Annotated in this window: 18 protein-coding genes, 1 tRNA gene and 1 riboswitch; of the genes, 10 read left to right on the top strand and 9 right to left on the bottom strand. The window is 63.1% G+C overall.

Annotated features, from left to right (window positions below; translation table 11 throughout):
* Nucleotides 1-3156: hypothetical protein (locus QNI87_RS15555; protein WP_300598240.1), on the bottom strand; the 3156-nt coding region annotated here is incomplete at its 3' end.
* 214 nt (nucleotides 3157-3370) lie between these two features.
* Entirely contained in the window at nucleotides 3371-3844 is a 474-nt protein-coding gene (queF, locus tag QNI87_RS15550) for a preQ(1) synthase (RefSeq protein WP_300598238.1), read from the bottom strand.
* A gap of 67 nt (nucleotides 3845-3911) precedes the next feature.
* Between queF and QNI87_RS15545 the strand changes: the two genes are divergently transcribed.
* From QNI87_RS15545 to QNI87_RS15505, 9 genes are all read left to right on the top strand, one after another.
* Complete coding sequence (locus QNI87_RS15545; RefSeq protein WP_300598236.1) at nucleotides 3912-5474, top strand: hypothetical protein; 1563 nt, start codon at nucleotides 3912-3914, stop codon at nucleotides 5472-5474.
* Between the two features lie 64 nt (nucleotides 5475-5538).
* The gene (locus tag QNI87_RS15540; protein ID WP_300598234.1) at nucleotides 5539-6405 is read left to right on the top strand and encodes a sulfurtransferase; all 867 of its coding nucleotides are present in this window, start codon (nucleotides 5539-5541) and stop codon (nucleotides 6403-6405) included.
* Nucleotides 6402-7622 (top strand): cystathionine beta-lyase, encoded by a 1221-nt coding sequence (gene metC, locus QNI87_RS15535; RefSeq protein WP_300598232.1) that lies wholly within the window; start codon nucleotides 6402-6404, stop codon nucleotides 7620-7622. The genes QNI87_RS15540 and metC overlap by 4 nt, the downstream gene beginning before the upstream one ends.
* Nucleotides 7619-8725, top strand: a complete 1107-nt coding sequence (locus tag QNI87_RS15530; RefSeq protein ID WP_300598230.1) for a mechanosensitive ion channel domain-containing protein — start codon at nucleotides 7619-7621, stop codon at nucleotides 8723-8725. The genes metC and QNI87_RS15530 overlap by 4 nt, the downstream gene beginning before the upstream one ends.
* 99 nt (nucleotides 8726-8824) lie before the next feature.
* Complete coding sequence (gene cobA, locus QNI87_RS15525) at nucleotides 8825-9583, top strand: uroporphyrinogen-III C-methyltransferase (protein ID WP_300598228.1); 759 nt, start codon at nucleotides 8825-8827, stop codon at nucleotides 9581-9583.
* A complete protein-coding gene (locus QNI87_RS15520; RefSeq protein ID WP_300598226.1) occupies nucleotides 9580-9879 on the top strand; it encodes a DUF2849 domain-containing protein in 300 nt (99 codons plus the stop codon). The genes cobA and QNI87_RS15520 overlap by 4 nt, the downstream gene beginning before the upstream one ends.
* 187 nt (nucleotides 9880-10066) lie before the next feature.
* The gene (locus QNI87_RS15515; RefSeq protein ID WP_300598224.1) at nucleotides 10067-11698 is read left to right on the top strand and encodes a nitrite/sulfite reductase; all 1632 of its coding nucleotides are present in this window, start codon (nucleotides 10067-10069) and stop codon (nucleotides 11696-11698) included.
* Nucleotides 11691-12155 (top strand): DUF934 domain-containing protein, encoded by a 465-nt coding sequence (locus QNI87_RS15510; protein ID WP_300598222.1) that lies wholly within the window; start codon nucleotides 11691-11693, stop codon nucleotides 12153-12155. Before QNI87_RS15515 ends, QNI87_RS15510 begins: the two co-directional genes overlap by 8 nt.
* Nucleotides 12148-12930 carry a phosphoadenylyl-sulfate reductase gene (locus tag QNI87_RS15505; RefSeq protein WP_300598220.1) on the top strand — a complete coding sequence of 261 codons (783 nt, stop codon included), beginning with the start codon at nucleotides 12148-12150 and terminating at the stop codon, nucleotides 12928-12930. The genes QNI87_RS15510 and QNI87_RS15505 overlap by 8 nt, the downstream gene beginning before the upstream one ends.
* Here QNI87_RS15505 and QNI87_RS15500 read toward each other — a convergent pair.
* Entirely contained in the window at nucleotides 12927-13343 is a 417-nt protein-coding gene (locus QNI87_RS15500) for a hypothetical protein (protein WP_300598218.1), read from the bottom strand. The genes QNI87_RS15505 and QNI87_RS15500 overlap by 4 nt on opposite strands.
* Nucleotides 13344-13394: 51 nt before the next feature.
* Between QNI87_RS15500 and QNI87_RS15495 the strand changes: the two genes are divergently transcribed.
* Entirely contained in the window at nucleotides 13395-13991 is a 597-nt protein-coding gene (locus QNI87_RS15495) for a hypothetical protein (protein ID WP_300598216.1), read from the top strand.
* Here QNI87_RS15495 and QNI87_RS15490 read toward each other — a convergent pair whose 3' ends face one another.
* The 6 genes from QNI87_RS15490 to QNI87_RS15465 all read right to left on the bottom strand — a co-directional run bounded on the left by QNI87_RS15490 (nucleotide 13992) and on the right by QNI87_RS15465 (nucleotide 19485).
* Nucleotides 13992-14921 (bottom strand): NAD(P)-dependent oxidoreductase, encoded by a 930-nt coding sequence (locus tag QNI87_RS15490; RefSeq protein WP_300598214.1) that lies wholly within the window; start codon nucleotides 14919-14921, stop codon nucleotides 13992-13994.
* On the bottom strand, nucleotides 14921-16045 hold the full coding sequence (gene proB, locus QNI87_RS15485; RefSeq protein WP_300598212.1) for a glutamate 5-kinase: 1125 nt from the start codon (nucleotides 16043-16045) through the stop codon (nucleotides 14921-14923). Before proB ends, QNI87_RS15490 begins: the two co-directional genes overlap by 1 nt.
* The gene (gene obgE / locus QNI87_RS15480) at nucleotides 16030-17103 is read right to left on the bottom strand and encodes a GTPase ObgE (RefSeq protein WP_300598210.1); all 1074 of its coding nucleotides are present in this window, start codon (nucleotides 17101-17103) and stop codon (nucleotides 16030-16032) included. The genes proB and obgE overlap by 16 nt, the downstream gene beginning before the upstream one ends.
* Nucleotides 17104-17144: 41 nt before the next feature.
* Nucleotides 17145-18257 carry a TonB-dependent receptor gene (locus QNI87_RS15475; RefSeq protein ID WP_300598208.1) on the bottom strand — a complete coding sequence of 371 codons (1113 nt, stop codon included), beginning with the start codon at nucleotides 18255-18257 and terminating at the stop codon, nucleotides 17145-17147.
* Between the two features lie 38 nt (nucleotides 18258-18295).
* Nucleotides 18296-19048, bottom strand: a complete 753-nt coding sequence (locus QNI87_RS15470) for a TonB-dependent receptor plug domain-containing protein (RefSeq protein ID WP_300598206.1) — start codon at nucleotides 19046-19048, stop codon at nucleotides 18296-18298.
* 119 nt (nucleotides 19049-19167) lie between these two features.
* Nucleotides 19168-19377: riboswitch (cobalamin riboswitch) on the bottom strand.
* 32 nt (nucleotides 19378-19409) lie between these two features.
* Nucleotides 19410-19485 (bottom strand) — tRNA-Ala (locus QNI87_RS15465).
* Nucleotides 19486-19552 lie beyond the last annotated feature (67 nt).

Here is a 19552-nt window from a genome sequence, read left to right as displayed (position 1 = left end):
GTCCTCGTTCACAATCTCCGCTTCGCCAGCCACGTCAATCGCACGGCCATCCGCTCCAGAAATCGTCCCCGAGTTCGTCAAAACCAGTCCACCCGTCGCCGTCACAGCCTGAGAACCAGCTCCCGTCGCCGCGATTGTGGCCTCGTTCGTGATGGTGCCGTCGCCGGTGAGAACCACCGTAGGCGAGCCCGCGCCGCTCGAAGTGATCGCGCCAGCGCCGACGTTCACCAGCGTGCCGCCTTGGCTCAGCGTGATCGTCACCGAGCCGTCACCCGAGGAACTGATTTCGCCCTGGTTGTTCACGGTGCTGTTATCGCGCAGCAGGATGGTCGCGAGGTTCGAGCCCTCCGTGGTGATCGTGCCCGAGTTGTTGACGGTCGTGGTCGCCACGCCGTCAATGGCGGTGTTGTCGTCGCCGGTCGTGCTGATCGTGCCCGCGTTCGAGGTGACCGAATTGCCACCGTTCATGCGGATCGCGTTCCCGCCGCTCGAAGCAATCACACCCGTTGCGCCGTTGGCGATGACCGATTCGAGCGCCACGTCGATCGCGCGGCCGCCCGAAGCGGCGATCGTGCCGTCGTTCAGGATCTCCGCCTCGCCGGTGATCGTGATCGCCTGCGCGCCGTCGCCGCTCACCGCGATGATACCGTCATTGTCGATCAGGCCATCGCCCGTGACGACGATGCCGAAGCCGTTGACCCCGGTGGTGGTGATCGTCGCACCTTCGGCGTTCGTGATCGTGGCGTTGGTCCCGGTGGCAATCGCCAGACCGTTCATACCTTCGGAACGAAGGGCACCGGTGTTGTTGATCGTGCCGTTATTGCCAACGCGCACCGCGGCCGTGCTCATCCCGGTGGTCGTGATCGAGCCTGCGTTATTGAGCACCGCATCATCGCCGCCGTCAAAGCCGATTTCACCATTACCGGTCGTCGTGATGGAGCCGGTATCGGCAATGTTGAAGCCAAGCGTGATACCGTTCGAGGCGCCCGCAATATAGCTGACGGTCGCGTTCTGCGTGCCCGCGAGAGTGGCGGTGTTGACCACCGTGATCGCCTGCGTGCCGGTGCCCGTCAGCGTCACGACGCCGGTGGCCGCATCCATACTCTCTGTCCCGGTCAGGAAGTCGAAGGACTGCGAGCCCACCCGGATGTCTTCGAAATTGACAATGTCCGAACCAAGGTCGAACTCGCGGTCGGTCTGGTCGGTGATGATGTAAGCGTAGACATCGTTGCCCGCGCCGCCATCGACCGTACCGTTCACGGTCCCATCGTTCACGCCGATGTAGAAATCGTCGTTGCCGCTAAAGCTGACACCGGATGTGGCGCCCGAGATTGTGCCGAAGTTGGTCAGCGTGTCGCTGGTCGTGCTGGCCGTCAGGTCAACTCCGGTGGTCTCGCCGGTGATCACGCCGCCGGCGAGATTGGTGATTTCCGCATCAGCGCCGACAATACCGGCCGAAGCCGATGAAATCGTGCCCGAATTGGTGATGGTGCTGCCCTGGGTGAACAATGCCGCCTCTGCCGCGGGGTCCGTGGTTTCGATCAGGCCGGCGTTGTTGAGCGTGCCCTGAGTGGACGAAACCGCCGCACCCAGACCGCCGCCGGTGTTGCGCACCACGCCGGTTGAACCGATCACAATCGAACCCTGGTCGACCAAGACACCGACGCCGAATTCGGACGACGCCAGAACCGAGCCGTTTACCTCCACGCTCGATCCCGGATCGAACGCGACGATCCCGCCGCTGGCCGGGCCATTCGCGATAACCGTGCCGGTTTCCTCGATCACGACGGTCGAATCCGCACCGACCTGGATCCCGGCAACCGAGGTGCCCGTGGCCTGGACGAGGCCCGCGCTGGTTACAGTCGAACCCGCGCCGACATCGATCGCAATGGAGTTGTCGGCCGCCGTGGTGACGATGCCCGTCTGCGTGTTTGTCACAAGGGCCGCGCCGGTGACCGCGATGGCGGTTCCACCATTGGCCGTGATCCGGCCGGAATTGGTGATCGTCGCATCGCCCGTCACGGACACGCCGTTGGCACCGGCGCCGGTCGCCTGGATAAGCCCGGCGTTGTCCAGCGTCAGGCCGTCGCCCGCCTCGATTACCGTCGCATTGGCCCCGATCGTTGCAATCTCGCCGGTCGCCGAATTGGTGACAGTAAGGTTGGCACCACCTTCGATAGCGACCGCGTCATCGCCTTGCGTGGTGATGATTCCGTCGTTCTGAATTGTCGAATCGTCGATGACGGCGATGCCACTCGCATCGTTGCCCGACGTGAAGATTGCGCCAGTCGCGCCGTTGACGACTGTCCCGTTGCCAAAGACGAGGACGCCGTCGCTGATATCGCCGGTGGTGATGATGAAGCCGTTATTGGTGATTACCGAATTCGAGCCGACCCTCACACCGCTGGTATCGTTGCCAAAGGTCTGGATTGTGCCATCGTTGAGCACCGTGGTGTCATCGCCGGCCAAAATGGCGCCGGACAGAACACCGCTCTGGTTGTCGACAAGGATCTGGCCGTTGATCGTGTTGGTGATCGAAAGCCCCGATTCCAACCCACTAAGACCGCCAAGAACGCCGAACACGTTACCGCCGGTCACAGCGATCAGCCCGTCATTCACAACCGCGCTGTCGGCTTCGACGAGAATCGCCGCGGCCGAAGTAACGCCGGTGGCGGTGATGGTGCCAGTGTTGGTGACGTCGCTGCGCGCGCCGGCCGAGATGATACCTGCGCCGGTCGGATTCGCAGTCACAAAACCGTTGTTCACGATCGTCGCATCGCTGCCGACATTGATCGCGCTCGTGCCACTGGTGACGACGATGTCACCATCAACAAGAATATTCGAGTTGACGAGCAGGCTAATTTCACCCTGGACCTGAGAGCCTTCTTCGACCGTCAGGCTGATGGTGTTGAAGGGCTCCTGAAATCCGTCCGGGTCTGTACCCGGAGCGCAGACGATTTCCGGGGGCATGGCCGAGCCGATGAGGGCGCATTCCTCAACGTTGCCCGGAGCTGAGGGCACCATGGGAACCGGAACGGACTGAACCGGAGCGGGCGGGGTTGCCTGCGCAAAGGCAGCGGTGCTCAGTCCAGCGGACAGCGCGACCACGGAAGCACCACCAAAAGAACGGAATTTCATTGAAGCGGGATAGGTCATTATTGGCCTCTCAATGGCTTATGTAATCTCTTAGTATCGGCAGAAACGCGTGGGCCCCGGTTGGTTGACTTGATCAAAACAGAACCCCTGCCTGTTCTTGGGCGCCTATGCATACAGTGTGACAGCCGGAAGAAAAGAGTGATCCGACAGAATTAGACATTTTTTCCTCGCCGAACCGAATGGTTAACGCGCTGATTACCATACGGTAAGATGGTTAACCTCGCCCGCGATACGGCTGCACGCCCTGATCGGGCAACCACAGCCCCCCGGGCGGTGCACCGCTTTGCCAGAAGACGTCGATCGGGATACCTCCGCGCGGATACCAATACCCGCCAATTCGCAGCCATTTCGGTCTCATTTCCTCAAACAGACGCTGGCCGATGCCGACCGTAACATCCTCGTGAAATCCGTTATGGTCCCGAAAACTCCCAAGAAAAAGCTTGAGACTCTTCGATTCAACAATGGTTTCTTCCGGCGCGTAATCGATCACCAGATGGGCAAAGTCGGGCTGATTGGTGACCGGACACAAAGAGGTGAATTCGGGCGCTGTAAATCGCACAAGAAACAGCGCGCCCTGACGCGGATTGGGCACATAATCGAGCTTTGCCTCCTCTGGCGATTGGGGAAGAGGCGTGTCTTTCCCCAGGTAAGCGGGCCGGCCAGATGATGTGTCGGGTGTGGTTTCCATGTCGCGCTGTTGCCGCGATTGTCCGCATTGCGCAAGCGCACAGGTGCGTGCCAAATGGCAGCGAGTTATGTATGACACTCCGCTCAACACCGTTTGCCAGCCGCGACACCAGTTCACGCCAATGCTATCTTGTCTCGTCCACACCCCCGCCGCGCGTAGCCCTACCCGATCGGTCGAGCCGGTGCGCGGCGCGCTTTTCTCGCTGGTCTTGGTTCTGGCTTCCGGCGCGATGATGTCCGATCCTGCCCTCGCGCAGGAGAACCCGAACACCTTCACCTTGCCCGAAGCGGGACCTTCGCCCGAGCCTTCGCCGGAAACGCAAGGCCCCGCCGATGAGCGCAGCGGCGTGCCGATTGCGCCGCGCGTAATCCCGGTCGAGCGGGTCTTGCCCGAAGGCGAACGAACACCCGCGCCAACCAGCGAACCGGGTTCCCCGCCAACGCAAGCGGCGCCCAGTCCGAACGCGGACCCGGCGAGAGCGCCCGCGACGCTTGACCCCTCTTTGGCTGAAAGCATTGATGCCCTTGGTACTCAGAGCCCAAGCAATGAAAGCCTGCGCAATGAGGGCCTGCGCGTTGACAGTTCGCCGACCGGTCCCGCCCGTCCGTCCGCATCGCCTTCGGGCACCGGTGACGCGCCTGGAACAGGCCAAAAGACGGACCAGGGCGCACGCAACGTTGCACCGGGCGGGTTCCTGCTGGGGAAAGACGATTGGGTCGATATCGCGCCAGCGCCTTCGATCGATCTGGGTCCGGCAAGAGACCCCTTGCCCGAGCCGCTGCGTGCGGCTCCGGTGGAACCGAATTCCATCCCAAACCTCTGGTGGGCGTTGCTGGCGCTGGCTGTCGGCGCGATCGGTTTTGTCGGCTGGCGCCTCTGGCGGCGGCGCCGGAGCGATGTTCTGCTGCTCGAGAGCAACGTCATTGCCGAAGTGCGTCGGCGTATCCCGGAATCCTCAACGGCAAGCCCGTCCGCTCGGGGTGTTGCCGCAGAAGCCGCCGAGAGCCGCGCGGAGGCTCAAAGCCCTCGCGCGCGCGCCACTGAGGCCGAGTCGGAACCGGATGTCGAAACGGCTTTCGAGCGCCCCTCATCGACGGAGCGGGTCGAGCCGACTCTGACCACTCCGCCGGAGGATGAAGAGCCGGCGCGCCTCTCGCTCAAGCTTGATGTGACCAAGGCCACGCGCAGCGTCATGATGTTCACACTGAATTACCGCCTCACGGTCACAAATCGCTCCGATGAGGCCGTGCGCGATCTGATAGTGTCTGGCGAAATCGCGAGCGCGCAGCGCGGGGCATCCAACGGCGGATCTTTTGCCAAGGGGCAGGCCATGGGCCGTGTTGAACGGATCGGACCTCAGCAAGGGGTGACGCTGTTTGGCACGCTTGAATTGCCGATGGTCGATGTGCGCCTGATCCGGCATGGCTCTATTCCCGTCTTCATCCCGCTCGTGCACGTCACGGTGGAGGGGGCCGGACAGCGCGCGCATACGCGCAGTTTCGTTGTCGGCACGCCGAGCGGCCAGAACCACCTGCGACTGCATCCGATCGCCATGGACGGGCCTCCGGGCGCGGTGACGGGTCTGCGCGCCAACCCGATCAAGCCACCCGTCGCCCAGGAGCCCGCCTGACCCACGACCCTCGGCGCACAGCGCCCCTTGGCTTGGCTCGTCGGAATAGCTACGCATCGCAGCCATGACAGAGCCCCGGACAGAGCCAATCCCAAGTCTCGTTTCAACCCAGTGGCTGGACGATCATCTGGCTGACCCGCGTGTTGTTGTGCTGGATGCCTCCAAACACTTGCCCGATGCTGGGCGCAACCCGCGCGAAGAATATGAGACCGGCCATATTCCCGGCGCGCGCTTTCTCGATCTCGACAGTCTCACCGACACGAGCTCATGCGTCCCAGCCGCCCTGCCTACACCCGAACAGGTGGCGCGGCGGCTGGCCGATCTCGGCGTGACGCTTGACGACCGGATCGTGCTCTACGATGACAGCGCAGTGAGAACGAGCGCGCGCGCCTGGTTTGCGCTCACCGCGCACGGTGTGAAGCGGGTCGCGATCCTTGATGGTGGTCTCGCGAAGTGGCGCGGCGAAGGCCGCGCGCTTGAAAGCGGCACGCCCGACATCGCAGCGACAGAACCCGCCACGCTTGTCGCGCCAAGAGGGGTGGTGACCAAGCGGGACGTGCTGAGCGTGCTCGATGGCGAACCCGACCAGATAGTCGACGCGCGCGCGGCCGATCGTGTGTACGGTCCGGGCGAAGACCCGGTGCATGGCGGCCAGAACGGGCGCATCCCCGGCGCGCTCAACCTGCCCTTTGGCCAGGTGTTCGACGACGACGGCCTTTACAGATCGCCCGGTGAGCTGCGCGCCGCGTTCGAAGGGGCAGGTGTTGACCTCACCCAGCCAATCATCACCAGCTGCGGCAGCGGCGTGACCGCCAGCGTGCTGCTCTTCGCCCTGCACCTGGCGGGCAAGGACGACGTGTCGCTCTACGATGGCAGTTGGCAGGAATGGTCCGCCGATCCCGACACGCCAAAGGCGCAAGGACCCGAATGAGTTCTGACGACAGGTCTGACCGTAACGACGTTTCGCCCGCCACCCGCCTGACCCACGCCGGGCGCCGTGCGGAATGGACCGGGCGCGTCGTCAACACGCCGGTGTGGCGCGCCTCGACACACCTTTACGAGAGCGAAGCGCAGCGCAAGGCCGCCACGGGCTCGGACCGGGACGGAGAATTCTTTTACGGACGACGCGGGGCACCAACCCAGTGGTCGCTCGCCGAGGCGCTGACCGAAATGGAGCCGGGCGCGCACGGCACGGTGCTCTATCCCAGCGGAGTCGCCGCGATCGCTGGCGCGCTGCTGGCAGTTTTGAAGCCGGGCGACACCGTGCTGATGAGCGACAACGCCTACGATCCCTCGCGCTCGATGGCGACTGGCCTGCTAAAACGGCTGGGCATGACGCACGCCTTTTTCGACCCGCTCGATATCGCCGCGTTCGAGCGGCTGGTGGCCGAGCACAGGCCCCGCGCAGTGTGGCTCGAGAGCCCAGGAAGCCTCAGCATGGAGGTCTGCGACATCCCAGCGTTGACGGCGATCGCGCGCAACGCGGGCGCGGTGAGCCTGATGGACAACACCTGGGCGAGCCCGCTGGGTTTTGCCGCGCTCGAAAAGGGCTGCGACATCGTCATGATGAGCCTCTCCAAGCACGTCGGAGGGCATTCGGACCTGATGATGGGATCGTGCAGTGCGGGCGAGCGATGGTATCGCGCGCTGCGGCGGACGTCGCATCAATTGGGACAGGTGGTGTCTCCCGATGACGCCGCTTTGGCCGCGCGGGGTCTGCGCACCATGGGTGTGCGGCTTGAGCGCTCGACGACGAGCGCGCTCGAGATTGCCGACTGGCTTGCCGCGCAGCCGCAAGTAACGCGCGTGATGTGTCCGATGCGCCGAAGCGATCCGTCCCACGCCCTCTGGGCGCGCGACTTCACGGGCGGGTGCGGGCTTTTCAGTTTCGTTCTTGCAAGCGATGATCCTGAGGCGTCGGGCAAGGTGGTGGATGCCCTGGAGCGCTTTGGCATCGGCTATTCCTGGGGCGGCTATGAAAGCCTCGCTTTGCCGATCGCTCCGCACGCGCATCGCGAAGCCATGCCATCTCCCACCGCGCGCAAGGGTGGCCACGCCTGCGCCATTCGCCTATCGATCGGGCTAGAGGACCCCGAGGACCTGATCGCAGACCTGGCGCGCGGGCTTGCGACACTGGATACGAAATGACCGCAGCGACATCTGACACTCTCTCCCCGTCGCCCGAAAGCACGAGCGCGGACGCGGCGCTTCCCGAGGGGACGGCACCCGCCGAACCCGCCGGTCCGGGCCAGGCCTGGGCGTTGGCCGAAGAAGCGCCGCGCAAGGATGTTATCGAAGTGGCCGGTGGCTCCAAGGAGGCGCTCGCCGAGCAGAGCGAAACCCTGGGCGCTTTCGTCAAGACGCTGGACGAGTTCGCCGTGACCATTGGCTCGCTTCGCATTTCGGCATTCGACGCTCTGTTTGTGATGGCGATCATTCTTCTGGTTATCACCGCGGCGTGGTTTGCAACGCGGGTCGCGCGCAAGGCAATGCGCAATGTGAGCCGTTTCGACGGCGCGCAGGCGTTGCTGGCCGAGAAGATCTTAACAATCGTCATATGGACGATCGCGTTTTTCATCACCGTCGACCTCATCGGGATCGATCTGTCCGCCCTCGCCTTTTTCGGCGGCGCGTTCGGTCTTGCTGTCGGTTTCGGTATGCAGAAGACCTTCGGCAACCTGATATCGGGCATTCTGCTGCTGCTCGACAAGTCCATCAAGCCGGGCGATGTTATCTCGGTCACCGATCAGGCCGGCAACGAAGCGGTCGGCCAGATCCGCAAGATCGGCATTCGCGCGATCTCGGTCATTACCCGTGACCAGACCGAGCACCTGATTCCGAATGAGAATCTCATGGTCAATCAGGTCGTCAACTGGTCCTATTCCTCCAAGGACGTACGGGTGAAGGCGCCGGTCGGGGTCTCCTATGACAGCGACCTCAAACTGGTGACCGAGCTGCTCTACAAGGCGGTCGATGACACGCCGCGCGTGCTCAGAAATCCCAAGCCACGGGTCAACGTGATGGAATTCGGGGACAATTCGGTGAATTTCGAGGTGCGCTTCTGGATTCAGGATCCGGAGGGTGGCCTCGCGAACATTCGCTCGGATGTGTACATGCGCATCTGGGAGCTGTTCCAGGAGAACGACATCGAGATCCCGTTCCCGCAAAGCGATCTGCACCTTCGCAAGTCGGACCAGCTGGAACGCCTGATCGAGTTGATAAGCGCAGGCAAGAAGACGCAGGTCGGTTGATCCGATCGGCCCATGCGGCCCGAACGGCAAAAGCTTTGCTTGAGCCGCCCCAATCCATTCTCGCTGGCACCAACCGGGCGCCTCGCTCATTTGGTCACCATGAGCAGCACTGGAACCATTTATCTAGTCGGCGCAGGCCCCGGCGATCCCGACCTTTTGACGCTTCGCGCAGCGCGCCTCATCGAACGCGCCGAGGTGCTGGTGCATGACGGGCTGGTGAGCGCGGAAATTCTCGCCCTGGCCCCGGCCTCCGCGGTGCGGATCTCGGTCGCAAAGAAACGCGCGCGCCACACTCTGCCGCAGGACGATATCAACGCCCTGCTGATCCGCGAAGCGCAAGCGGGCCGCGATGTCTTGCGCCTCAAGGGCGGAGATCCATTGATCTTCGGGCGCGGCGGCGAGGAGGCTGAAGACGCGCGCGCGGCCGGCGTACCGGTCGAGGTTGTGCCCGGCATTTCCGCTGCAAATGGAGCGGCGGCGGCAACGCAGATCGCGCTCACGCACCGCGAGGCGTCCAGCATCGTCAGCTTCGTGGCCGGGCAATGCAAAGGACTTTCCGATCAGGACTGGTCGGGCCTCGCCGGCAAGGGCCGCACGCTGGTTATCTATATGGGCGTCAAGACCGCCCCGCAGATTGCCGAGAAGCTGATGGCCGATGGCCTCGCCCCCGATGTCCCCGTCGCGGTGATCGAGAACGCAGCGCGCGCCGAAATGCGCGTGGTTCGCGGGCCGCTCGCCGCGCTGCCCGATCTGATCGAGCGCCACGAGATTCGCTCGCCCGCGCTCATCGTCATCGGCGATGTCACCGCGCGCGATGATCGGACCCTCGCTCACACTGCGGTGGAGGCCGCGCAATGAAAATCCTGACCGGAAACGACCTCAAGACCGGCGATGTGATCTGGTGGACCGGCAATGGCTGGTCGCGCCACCTCGATGACGCGGCCGACGTTGGCGAACACGGCGAAGAGATCCTCGCCACCGAAGAGGCCGCGCGCCGCGTGAACGTGCCCTACATAATCGAGGCGACCCGCGAGGACGATGGCAGTGTGCGCCCGGCGCACATCAAGGACCGCGTGCGCGCCCTTGGCCCCACGGTGCGTCCCGACCTTACGCTCAGACCCAAAGACCCCGCAGCGCTCGATTGGGTGATTTGATGGATAACTTTTCAATCCTGTTCGTCCCGAGCGAAGTCGAGGGACTAGCTCGAGCGAAGCCGAGAGCCGTTTGTCTGGAGGGGTTCTCGACTGCGCTCGAATCTACCCCCTTCGTCTGCCTGCCAAAGGCAGACGCTCAGGACAGGCTTCGACAGGCTCAGGGCGAACGGCATCAGGAAGTCTGATAATGTACCAATACGACCAATACGACCAGGCGATGGTGGACGCGCGCGTTGAGGAATTTCGCGATCAGGCGCGCCGCCGCCTCGAAGGCAAGCTGACCGAGGACCAGTTCAAGCCGCTGCGGCTGATGAACGGCCTCTACCTGCAGCTCCACGCCTACATGCTGCGCGTCGCGATCCCCTATGGCACGCTGAATTCGCGCCAGATGACGGCGCTGGGCGATATCGCGGACAAGTACGATCGCGGATACGGCCATTTCACCACGCGCCAGAACATCCAGTACAATTGGATCAAACTCGAAGACGCGGCCGACATTCTCGCCGATCTCGCCAAGGTCGAGATGCACGCAATCCAGACCAGCGGAAACTGCATCCGCAACATTTCAAGCGACCACTTTGCGGGCGCCACTTTCGATGAACTGGTTGATCCGCGCCCCTACGCTGAGCTGCTGCGGCAGTGGTCGAGCTTCCACCCCGAATTCACCTACCTGCCGCGCAAGTTCAAGATCTGCGTGATCGCGAGCGAGCGCGATCGTGCGGCCATGCGGCTGCACGATATCGGCATTCAGATCGTCAAGAATGAGGCGGGGGAGATCGGCGCGCGGTTCTTCGTCGGTGGCGGGATGGGCCGCACTCCGATGATCGCGCCGATGATCCGCAATTTCGTACCGCTCGATCAGCTCATCACTTACGCCGAGGCCTGCCTGCGCGTCTACAACCGCTACGGTCGGCGCGACAACAAGTACAAGGCGCGCATCAAGATCCTCGTTCACGAACTGGGCAAGGAGGAATACACGCGCCAGGTCGAAGAAGAATTCGCGCACATGCTCGACATTGGCGTGGAACCGCCGCGCGAAGAGCTGGCGCGGATCGCCGAACATTTCGCTGATCCAACGTTCGAGTACGGCCCCAAGACAGTGGACCGGTCAGACCCGGACTTTGCGCTCTGGGTGGACCGCAACACACACCGCCACAAGCACGACAGCTATGTGTCCGCCGTCATCTCGCTCAAGCCCGTGGGCGGTATTCCAGGCGATGCGACCGGCGAGCAGATGCGGCTGATGGCGCAGCTCGCCAAGCGGTACAGCTTCGATGAAATCCGCATCATGCACACGCAGAACGTGGTCCTGCCGCATGTGCAGATCGTCAATCTGCCCGCGCTCTGGTCAGAGCTCGACGCCGCCGGGCTCGGCGCTCCCAACATGGACACAATCGAAGACATGATCGCGTGTCCGGGCCTTGACTATTGCGCGCTCGCCAACGCGCGTTCGATCCCGCTTGCTCAGCGCATTTCGGAAGCGTTCGACGCGAGCGGCAAGACCGAGAAACTGGGCGAATTGAAGCTGAAGATCTCCGGCTGCATCAACGCGTGCGGGCACCACCACGCCGGTCACATCGGGATCCTCGGCGTCGATAAGAAGGGCGTTGAGAATTATCAGCTTTCACTCGGCGGATCGGAAGCCGAAGACGTCTCCCTCGCCAAGATTACCGGACCCGGCTTTACCGAAGACGGCGTGATCGAGGCAGTCGAGAAAGTCACAGATGTCTATCTGGCGCGCAAAGAAGGCGAGGAGCGCTTCCTCGACACCTATCGCCGGATCGGCATGGAGCCGTTCAAGGAGGCGCTTTATGGATAATCCCCTCGGCACCTCGCCAGACGAGGTCCAGTTCCGTTTCCGCGAGGACGAAGTGGCTGATCACGCGACCGTGACGGTGGATTCGTGCTGCGATCAAACCAACGCGACCGCCGTCCGCATAGAACCGGGCGACGACGCGCGCGTCCTCTTGCCGTTTCTTGACCGGCTGGCGCTCGTCGAGGTCAACTTCCCCGGCTTTGCCGACGGACGTGGCTATTCAGCCGCCCGCATCCTGCGCGAGGCGGGCTACACGGGCGAATTACGCGCAGTGGGCGACGTGCTGATCGACCAGCTTAGCCACATGCGCCGCTGCGGGTTCGACGCTTTTGCCCCGGACAAACCACTCGATGAAGAGGACGCGGCTCGCGCCTTTGCCACCTGGGGAAACGTCTATCAGCGCGCCGACGATACCAGCGGCGGGCGGCGCAAGACGATCGCGGAACTGCGCCATGACTAAGCCCGCCAAGACCAGTAACCTCGCCGATCACACCATTGACCGGCTGGACGTCGCTCCGCGGTTTACGGACCATGACGCGGTGCGCCTCAACCGCATGTTCCGCGGCTCTTCGACCGAAGAGATGCTCGAAGCGGTGATCAAGGACAGCCTCGCAGGGGACGTCGCGGCGGTCTCCAGCTTTGGCGCGGAAAGCGCGGTGTTGCTGCACCTTCTGGCCCGGATTGACCAGAACCTGCCCGTGCTTTTCCTAGACACCGGCAAACACTTCGATGAGACGCTCGCCTATCGCGATGCTCTTGTCGAGAGAATCGGTCTCACCCACCTGATCGTTCTGACGCCTGACGAAGCCGAGCTTGCCGCCAAGGATGAAAGCGGTCTGCGCTGGTCATACGATCCCGATGGCTGCTGCGCGATCCGCAAGGTAAAACCGCTGGCCAAGGCGTTGATCGATTACGACGCGAGCTTCACGGGCCGCAAGGCGTTCCAGTCGAGCACACGAGCAAGCCTGCCGCGTTTCGAAATCGACACCTCCGATGCGCAAGGCCGCCTGAAGATCAACCCGCTGATCGACTGGAGCGCCGACGACATCGCGGCGTACTTCGAGAAGCACGAACTGCCGCGTCATCCGCTGGTGGCTCAAGGCTATCCCTCCATCGGCTGCGCGCCGTGCACCAACAAGGTTGCCGAGGGCGAAGACGCGCGCTCAGGGCGCTGGGCTGGCTGGGACAAGACCGAATGCGGCATTCACAAGCCCGGCGAGGAACCGTTTCTCTAGGGCGCTGAGCCGGACTCAAGCCGCAACACGGTCGAGACTTCGCCGCCATCCATCTCGGTCGAGGTCCACACGCCGTCCTGGGTCACCACCTCGTCCTTACATCTCCATACATGGTCCGGAGCTCCGCTAGGCTTCGAACAGAACACGCCTTCCCCGCGCATCTCCCATGTGCCGTGCACCACTTCCCCATCAAACGAAGTGCTTGAAAAGGTGCCGTCCTCCCGGACATTCTCGCGGTAGACTTGGCCATCGGGCGCGGTCACTTCGAACAGGCCGTGAGGCGGTCCGCCATCAGCCGCCAATCGGGGCGCCGGGGAAAACGGGCCGTACTCGTGATCGGGCGGCTCGTCGCCGTTCGGAGCCGAGCACGCGATAACGCTCATCGAAACGACCAATGGGCTCAAGAAACGCACGCGACTTCCCCTTATTCCGACCCCGCCTTGGTTAGCGGGCTTGCGAGCCTTGTGTCGAGCGATATCCTGCCTGGCATGATCGCAACGCTTCTCCTCGCTCTCGCTCAGCCTGACACGGCGTATCGGCCCGACTGCTCATACGATCTCGAAGCCATGCTCGCGCTGGATCGTGACGACTTTGATCAGGATATGAACGGCGGCTGGCGACCGCTCGGACAGATTGAGGGCTGCGAGGAAGCGACGGCGGAACTCATTCGCGAATGGCGTTATGAGAAGCGCGATCACAGCACGATCCTGTACTGGCACGAGGGGCAGATGCGCGCTTATGCTGGCCAGACCCAACAGGCGATCGCCTTGTTCAAGCTGACCTACAAATCCGCCGATGACGACGCCGATTTCGGGTGGAACCAATATGTTGATGGCACCATCGCCTTTCTTGAACGAGATCGCGGCGCGCTCGATGCGGCGATTGAACGGCTCAAAGGCGTTCCCGAACCCGAAAATAACAGCTTTACCCGGCCCGATGGCACCGTGATCAAGATGCGCTGGCCGCCCAATCTCAATGTGCTCGAAGGCTTCGCGAAATGCTGGGGCAAGCCCTACAAGGAAGCCTATGGCAGCGACTGCACCGCCCCGCTCTCGATGTAATCAGAGCCAGCCTTCACGCTTGTACCAATCCGCCGTCGCCTTTAGCCCCGCCTCGCTTTCGATCTTCGGCTCCCAGATGTCTTTGGGCACCGCGCGATCGAAGCGCGCTATCCAGTTGGGGTGGCACATATAGCCGACGCGGTCCGCGGTGAGCTTGGCTCGATCGCCGCGCACCATGCGATCCAAACCCGCCGCCAGCCCGAGCAGTCCTGCCGGAAGGTTGGGCGCAAAGACCGATCTGCGCCCGACCGCGCGCCCAATAGCCTGCGCCATCTCCTTGTGGCTCCACCCGCCCTGGCGTCCGTCATCGGGCTCGTAGACGACCTTGAGTCGGCGCCTTGTCGCCAGCGCAACGAGCAGTTCCGCAAGATCGGTCACGTGGATCAGCGAGGTGCCACCGCCGGGCGGCAGGGGAACGAGGCCCAGTTTGGCCGAGCGAAACAACTCGAAGATGTCGACATCGCGCGGCCCGTAGACGGCGGGCGGGCGCACCGTAGTCCAGTCAAGGCCGCTTTCGGCCACCAGCTGTTCTGCGCGATGCTTGGAGGCGCCGTATTGCGAAAGGGCTGGCTCGCGTGCCGAAAGCGAAGATACAAAGACAAGCCGCTTTGCGCGCGTCCCTTCCATCGCGGCGATAACGTTCGCGGTTCCGGCGACGTTCGCGGTTTCAAACTCAGCGGGGTCAGGCGTGTTGGTCAGCCCGGCAATATGGATGACGGCGTCCGCCCCATCCACCATCGAGCCGAGCGCGTCGGTATCCTCGAGGGTTCCTTTGACCCAGGTGACACACTCATGCGCGGGCTGATCGCGCCGGGTTAGCGCGCGCACCGCGAAGCCTTGGGTCAGCGCCGCGTCGAGCGTGGCCGACCCGACAAAACCGGTCGCTCCGGTTATCGCCAGGGTTTTCACGCGGCTATTGCCCGAGCTCATCACTGCACCATGTGATCGCGGTGAATGACGGCGGCGCGCGGTGCGTAGCCGAGCTGCGCCTCTTGCTCGCCCTCGCGCTTGCCCTGAATGGCGCGGCATTCCTGCGCGCTGTATTCGACAAGGCCCTGACCCAGACGCTCGCCATCGGGGCCGTGGACGCTGACAAGCGCGCCGCGCTGAAAATCGCCTTTCACATCGGTGAGCCCGGCGGCGAGCAGGCTTGCCCCGCCCGCCAAGGCCGCCGCGCATCCCGCGTCGACGCAAAGCGCACCTTGGGGGGCCAGCCGCCCGCCAAGCCACGCCTTGCGCGCCGTTTCCTGCCGCACCGGGAGGAAAACGGTGCCCACCCCCGTTTTCAGCAGCCGCCCCAGAGGATGATCGCCGCGCCCATCGATAATGCCCAGCGTCACTCCGGCGCGCTCGGCAATCTGCGCAGCTTGAAGCTTGGCGCGCATTCCGCCCGAGCCAAGGCCCGAGCCCGAGCTGTCGCCCGCCATCGCCAGAATGTCGGGTGTTACGCCCTCAACTCGTTCGATCAGCCGCGCGTCGGGGTCAGCCGGATCGCGGTCGTAGAGGCCCGCCACATCGGAGAGGAGCAACACACCACTTGCGTTTGCCGCCTGCGCAACGCGCGCGGCAAGCCGATCGTTATCGCCAAAGCGGATTTCCTCGGTCGCCACGCTGTCATTCTCGTTGACCACTGGCACCGCGCCAGCCGCGATCAGGCGCTCAAGCGTGGCGCTTGCGTTGAGGTACCGCCTCCGGTCTTCGAGATCGGAGAGGGTCACAAGCATTTGCGCAGCCGTGATATCGTGGCGTTCAAGAGCCCCCGCCCACAGCTGCGCCAGCACCACCTGGCCCACGGACGCCGCCGCCTGCGCATCGGCAAGGCTCGCGCGGCCCCCACGAGGCAAGCCCAAACGCGCGGCCCCAAGCGCAATCGCGCCCGAACTCACGATAATCACTTCACTGCCTTTGGCCCGGACCTCAGCAAGGTCGGCAATGAGCGAGGCGAGCCATTCAACTCGCGGCGCTCCGCCTTCGACCAGCAGCGCCGAGCCCACTTTCACGATCAGCCGGCGCGTACTGACGGGGTCAAGCAGCGCGGCTAGATCGGCGACCATTCGCCCGAGCCCTCCCCATCGCCAAGTTCGTTCTCGTCCTCGACTTCGACCGACTTGGTCTCGGTCGCCGTGCGATCGGGCAGATAGCCGAGCACGGCGTCGAGCAGCGCATCGATCCCCTCCCCGGTCGCTCCCGAGACAGTAAAGACCTTGTCCGCTCCCGCTGCGAGCAATTCTTCCGCGAAGGCCGCGCCGAGTTCTGTGTCGGCAAGGTCGAGCTTGTTGAGCGCGACCAGCCTGGGCTTGTCGTCGAGCCCCGCGCCGTAAGCAGCCAGTTCCTCCTCCACGACGCGCATGGCCTTGGCCGGGTCTTCGCCCGCAATATCGATCAGGTGAATGAGCACCCGGCAGCGCTCGATATGGCCAAGGAAGCGGTCGCCAATCCCCGCCCCATCCGCCGCGCCCTCGATCAAGCCCGGAATGTCGGCAAGCACGAATTCGCGCCCCTTGTGGCGCACCACGCCAAGCTTGGGGATCAGCGTCGTAAACGCGTAGTGTCCGACCTTAGCCTGCGCGTTGGAGACCGCGTTGATGAAGGTCGATTTGCCCGCATTGGGCAGCCCGACAAGGCCCACATCGGCGAGCAGCTTCAAGCGCAGCCACACCCACATTTCCTCGCCCGGTTCACCCGGCTGATGCTGGCGCGGCGCGCGGTTGGTCGCGCTCTTGTAAGAGGCGTTGCCGCGCCCGCCCTGCCCGCCTTCGAGGAAGACCACGCGCTGACCCACTTCGGTGAAATCCGCCAGCACCTCTTCCTTGTCTTCGGAAAGCACCTGCGTGCCCACCGGCACTTCGATCACGAGGTCCGGCGCGCCCGCTCCGGTGCGGTCCTTGCCCTGCCCGTGATTGCCGCGCTTGGCCTTGAAATGCTGGGCGTAACGAAAGTCGATCAGCGTGTTGAGGCCAGGCACAGCCTCGAAAACGATGTCCCCGCCCTTGCCGCCGTTGCCGCCGTCCGGACCGCCATATTCGATATACTTCTCGCGCCGGAACGAGACCGCCCCCGGCCCGCCCGCGCCTGACTTCAAATAGATTTTGGCCTGATCGAGGAAATGCATGGGCTTGCACCTATGCATTTCCTCAATGAAAAGCGAGGGGATTAGAACCGCGCTTCAAAGCCCACTAGACCATTGACGCCGGGCGAAACAAAGCTGAAGACCTGCTCGTACTGTTCATCGAGCAGGTTTTCGATCCGACCGAACAGATAGATGCCATCGATCAGCTTCACGCGGACATTGAAGTTAACCAGCGTGTAGGCCTCCAGCGTCTCAACCGTCGCTGGGAAGGTTGCAAAATTGTCATCCAGCGCCTCACCGTTATAGCGCACCGCCAGATTGGCCGAAGCCTTCTTATCCTTCGCCGTCCAGTCCAGCACGGCGCTGGCGAGATGATTGGGTCGGCGAATTCCCTCCGCTCCGTTCTCTTCCGCTTCGAGAAAACTATACGCCCCGTTGAAAGTGAACCCGCTGCCCAGATCGGCCGATCCAGCTAGTTCCACACCCTGCTGCGCGCTCTTCGTCGTCCGATTATCGGGAGAGGAGACAAAGGTGACGGGATCGAAGACGGAGAAAATCTCGTACTCGAGTTCGGCGTTAAAATAGGTTAGCGAGACCGTCAACCGGCGAGCGGCCAAGGTCTGATCCAGGCCCACTTCCCAGCCGGTCGATTTTTCGGGCTGCAAATCGGGATCGCCCACGAAAACCCCATCGAAGAAGCCGAACAGCGCGCTGAGCGTTGGGTTTTTCACGCCAGTTCCCAGCGAAGCGCGCAGGCGGGTGGTGTCGGTGACGCGAAACCCCGCGCCCACGCGAAAGGTGGTAGCGTCCTCAAATAGATCGTTGATATCGTGGCGCAGCGAGGCGGAGACGTCGAAGTCGTCGCCCGCGTAGCGATACTGGCCGACAAAACCGATATTCTCAGCTTCGTTGCGATCATCGAAGGTCAGGACATTGTTGAACCCTTCGAGCTCATAATCCGCAGCGAATGTAAGCGAGTGATCGGTCCCGCCAGAGTCGTAAACTGTTACAAAAGAGGCCTCGAAGCGGTCGCTTTCGGTCGAGCTTGGAAAGCCGGTCGGCGCGTCCGTCTGGCGGTTGGCGTCGGTGATTTGCGCGGAGAGATCGTGTGTCCACGCGCTGTTGAGCAAATCCAGCCGCGCACCAACCAGTGCCGAGACGGTCTCGTTCTCGAACCGGGTTCCGGGGCTGTCCACTAGGATGCCAGCAACCTGATCGTTGAAGTCACCCTCAGTCAGGACGTACCGGGCGACGGCGCGCAGGGTGAGCTTATCGGCAACCTCGACCGCATCCTTGCCTGAGAGAGTGTAGCTGTCGCGGCCAATGTCGCGTTCACCGCCGCGCGCGTGTTAGGTTCGCCATCGGTGCTGACTAGGGTTGCCGACAGAGCCGCATCCCAACCCTTGCCCACCACACCATAGCGTGCCGAGCCGTTAACCGTATTGTTGGTTCCACCTTCGAGGAAGGTCGCGAAACCATCCAAATCGCGTCCGCTCGCGCTTTGATACGAAACCACGCCGCCGATCGCATCGTTGCCCCACACAGCGGACTGGGGTCCGCGCAGAACCTCAACACAGCTGCCGATCTCGGCTTGCAGCGTGCCGATATCGTATTCGCCGCTGCCCGGATCGGAGACCTCGATCCCGTCGACCAGTACGAGCACATGGTTCGCCTCGGTCCCGCGCAAGCGGATCTGCGTCTGCCCGGCGATGCTGCTCACAGCGAGTCTCGGCACATCGCGAAGCGCGTCTTCGATATTGCGGATTTGGCGTTGGTCGATCTGCTCAGGGGTGATGACAGTCACCGAACCGGTGAAGTCACTGACGAGAACGCTCTCGCTGCGAGAGGCAGTCACGAGGATTGGAAACGGACCAGTTCCAATCACTTGCGCGTTCGTATCCTCTCCATCACCATCCTGCGCAAGCGCAGGTGCGCTCCAAGCCAGCGCGCCAATCGCCGCGCTGCTCAAAAACATCTTCAATTTCACGTGTCGGTTCCCTTTCGAGCAAACGAAGTGACACCGCGCGAGGAACGCCCCCGCGCAGCCACCAAAATCGTCGCTCGAAACGAAATCCTTTTTCGCGCCTCTTCAATCCCTGAGAGGGGCAACAAGCGACCCGCGCCGGTCGGTCTCCTGGCTTGCGGGTCGTCGCTATCGGCTCACCTTCCCAAGCGCATCGCTCAGTGGCTGCCCCGGTTGAGGGGCGCGAGCCGACGACTCGCCGCTTACAGTTGCGGGGACAGCTGCGGATTCGCCTTTCGCGTTGACGCGAGAAGGCCCACCGCATTCTCGTTACCGGTGCGTGTCAGTTGAATTAGACAGTCAAGAAGGGTGGTGCAAGTGCCACTGGTGGAGCCGAGCGGAATCGAACCGCTGACCTCGTCATTGCGAACGACGCGCTCTCCCAACTGAGCTACGGCCCCGTTCCAGTGTCTTATCTGACGGGTCGAAACCCGAACAGGCCGCGCCCCTTAGCGCGGGACTTGGCGG

Source organism: Erythrobacter sp. (genome assembly GCF_030066995.1).
Taxonomy (GTDB): Bacteria; Pseudomonadota; Alphaproteobacteria; order Sphingomonadales; family Sphingomonadaceae; genus Erythrobacter.
The sequence above is the reverse complement of the archived record's forward strand: the minus strand, read 5'-3'. Positions and strand labels throughout refer to the sequence as shown.

What these genes read in the sequence shown, in the direction of transcription:
- queF (WP_300598238.1), bottom strand. Translation starts at nt 3,844, where the DNA reads ATGGAAACCACACCCGACACATCATCTGGCCGGCCCGCTTACCTGGGG.
- QNI87_RS15545 (WP_300598236.1), top strand. Translation starts at nt 3,912, where the DNA reads ATGTATGACACTCCGCTCAACACCGTTTGCCAGCCGCGACACCAGTTC.
- QNI87_RS15540 (WP_300598234.1), top strand. Translation starts at nt 5,539, where the DNA reads ATGACAGAGCCCCGGACAGAGCCAATCCCAAGTCTCGTTTCAACCCAG.
- metC (WP_300598232.1), top strand. Translation starts at nt 6,402, where the DNA reads ATGAGTTCTGACGACAGGTCTGACCGTAACGACGTTTCGCCCGCCACC.
- QNI87_RS15530 (WP_300598230.1), top strand. Translation starts at nt 7,619, where the DNA reads ATGACCGCAGCGACATCTGACACTCTCTCCCCGTCGCCCGAAAGCACG.
- cobA (WP_300598228.1), top strand. Translation starts at nt 8,825, where the DNA reads ATGAGCAGCACTGGAACCATTTATCTAGTCGGCGCAGGCCCCGGCGAT.
- QNI87_RS15520 (WP_300598226.1), top strand. Translation starts at nt 9,580, where the DNA reads ATGAAAATCCTGACCGGAAACGACCTCAAGACCGGCGATGTGATCTGG.
- QNI87_RS15515 (WP_300598224.1), top strand. Translation starts at nt 10,067, where the DNA reads ATGTACCAATACGACCAATACGACCAGGCGATGGTGGACGCGCGCGTT.
- QNI87_RS15510 (WP_300598222.1), top strand. Translation starts at nt 11,691, where the DNA reads ATGGATAATCCCCTCGGCACCTCGCCAGACGAGGTCCAGTTCCGTTTC.
- QNI87_RS15505 (WP_300598220.1), top strand. Translation starts at nt 12,148, where the DNA reads ATGACTAAGCCCGCCAAGACCAGTAACCTCGCCGATCACACCATTGAC.
- QNI87_RS15490 (WP_300598214.1), bottom strand. Translation starts at nt 14,921, where the DNA reads ATGAGCTCGGGCAATAGCCGCGTGAAAACCCTGGCGATAACCGGAGCG.
- proB (WP_300598212.1), bottom strand. Translation starts at nt 16,045, where the DNA reads ATGGTCGCCGATCTAGCCGCGCTGCTTGACCCCGTCAGTACGCGCCGG.
- obgE (WP_300598210.1), bottom strand. Translation starts at nt 17,103, where the DNA reads ATGCATTTCCTCGATCAGGCCAAAATCTATTTGAAGTCAGGCGCGGGC.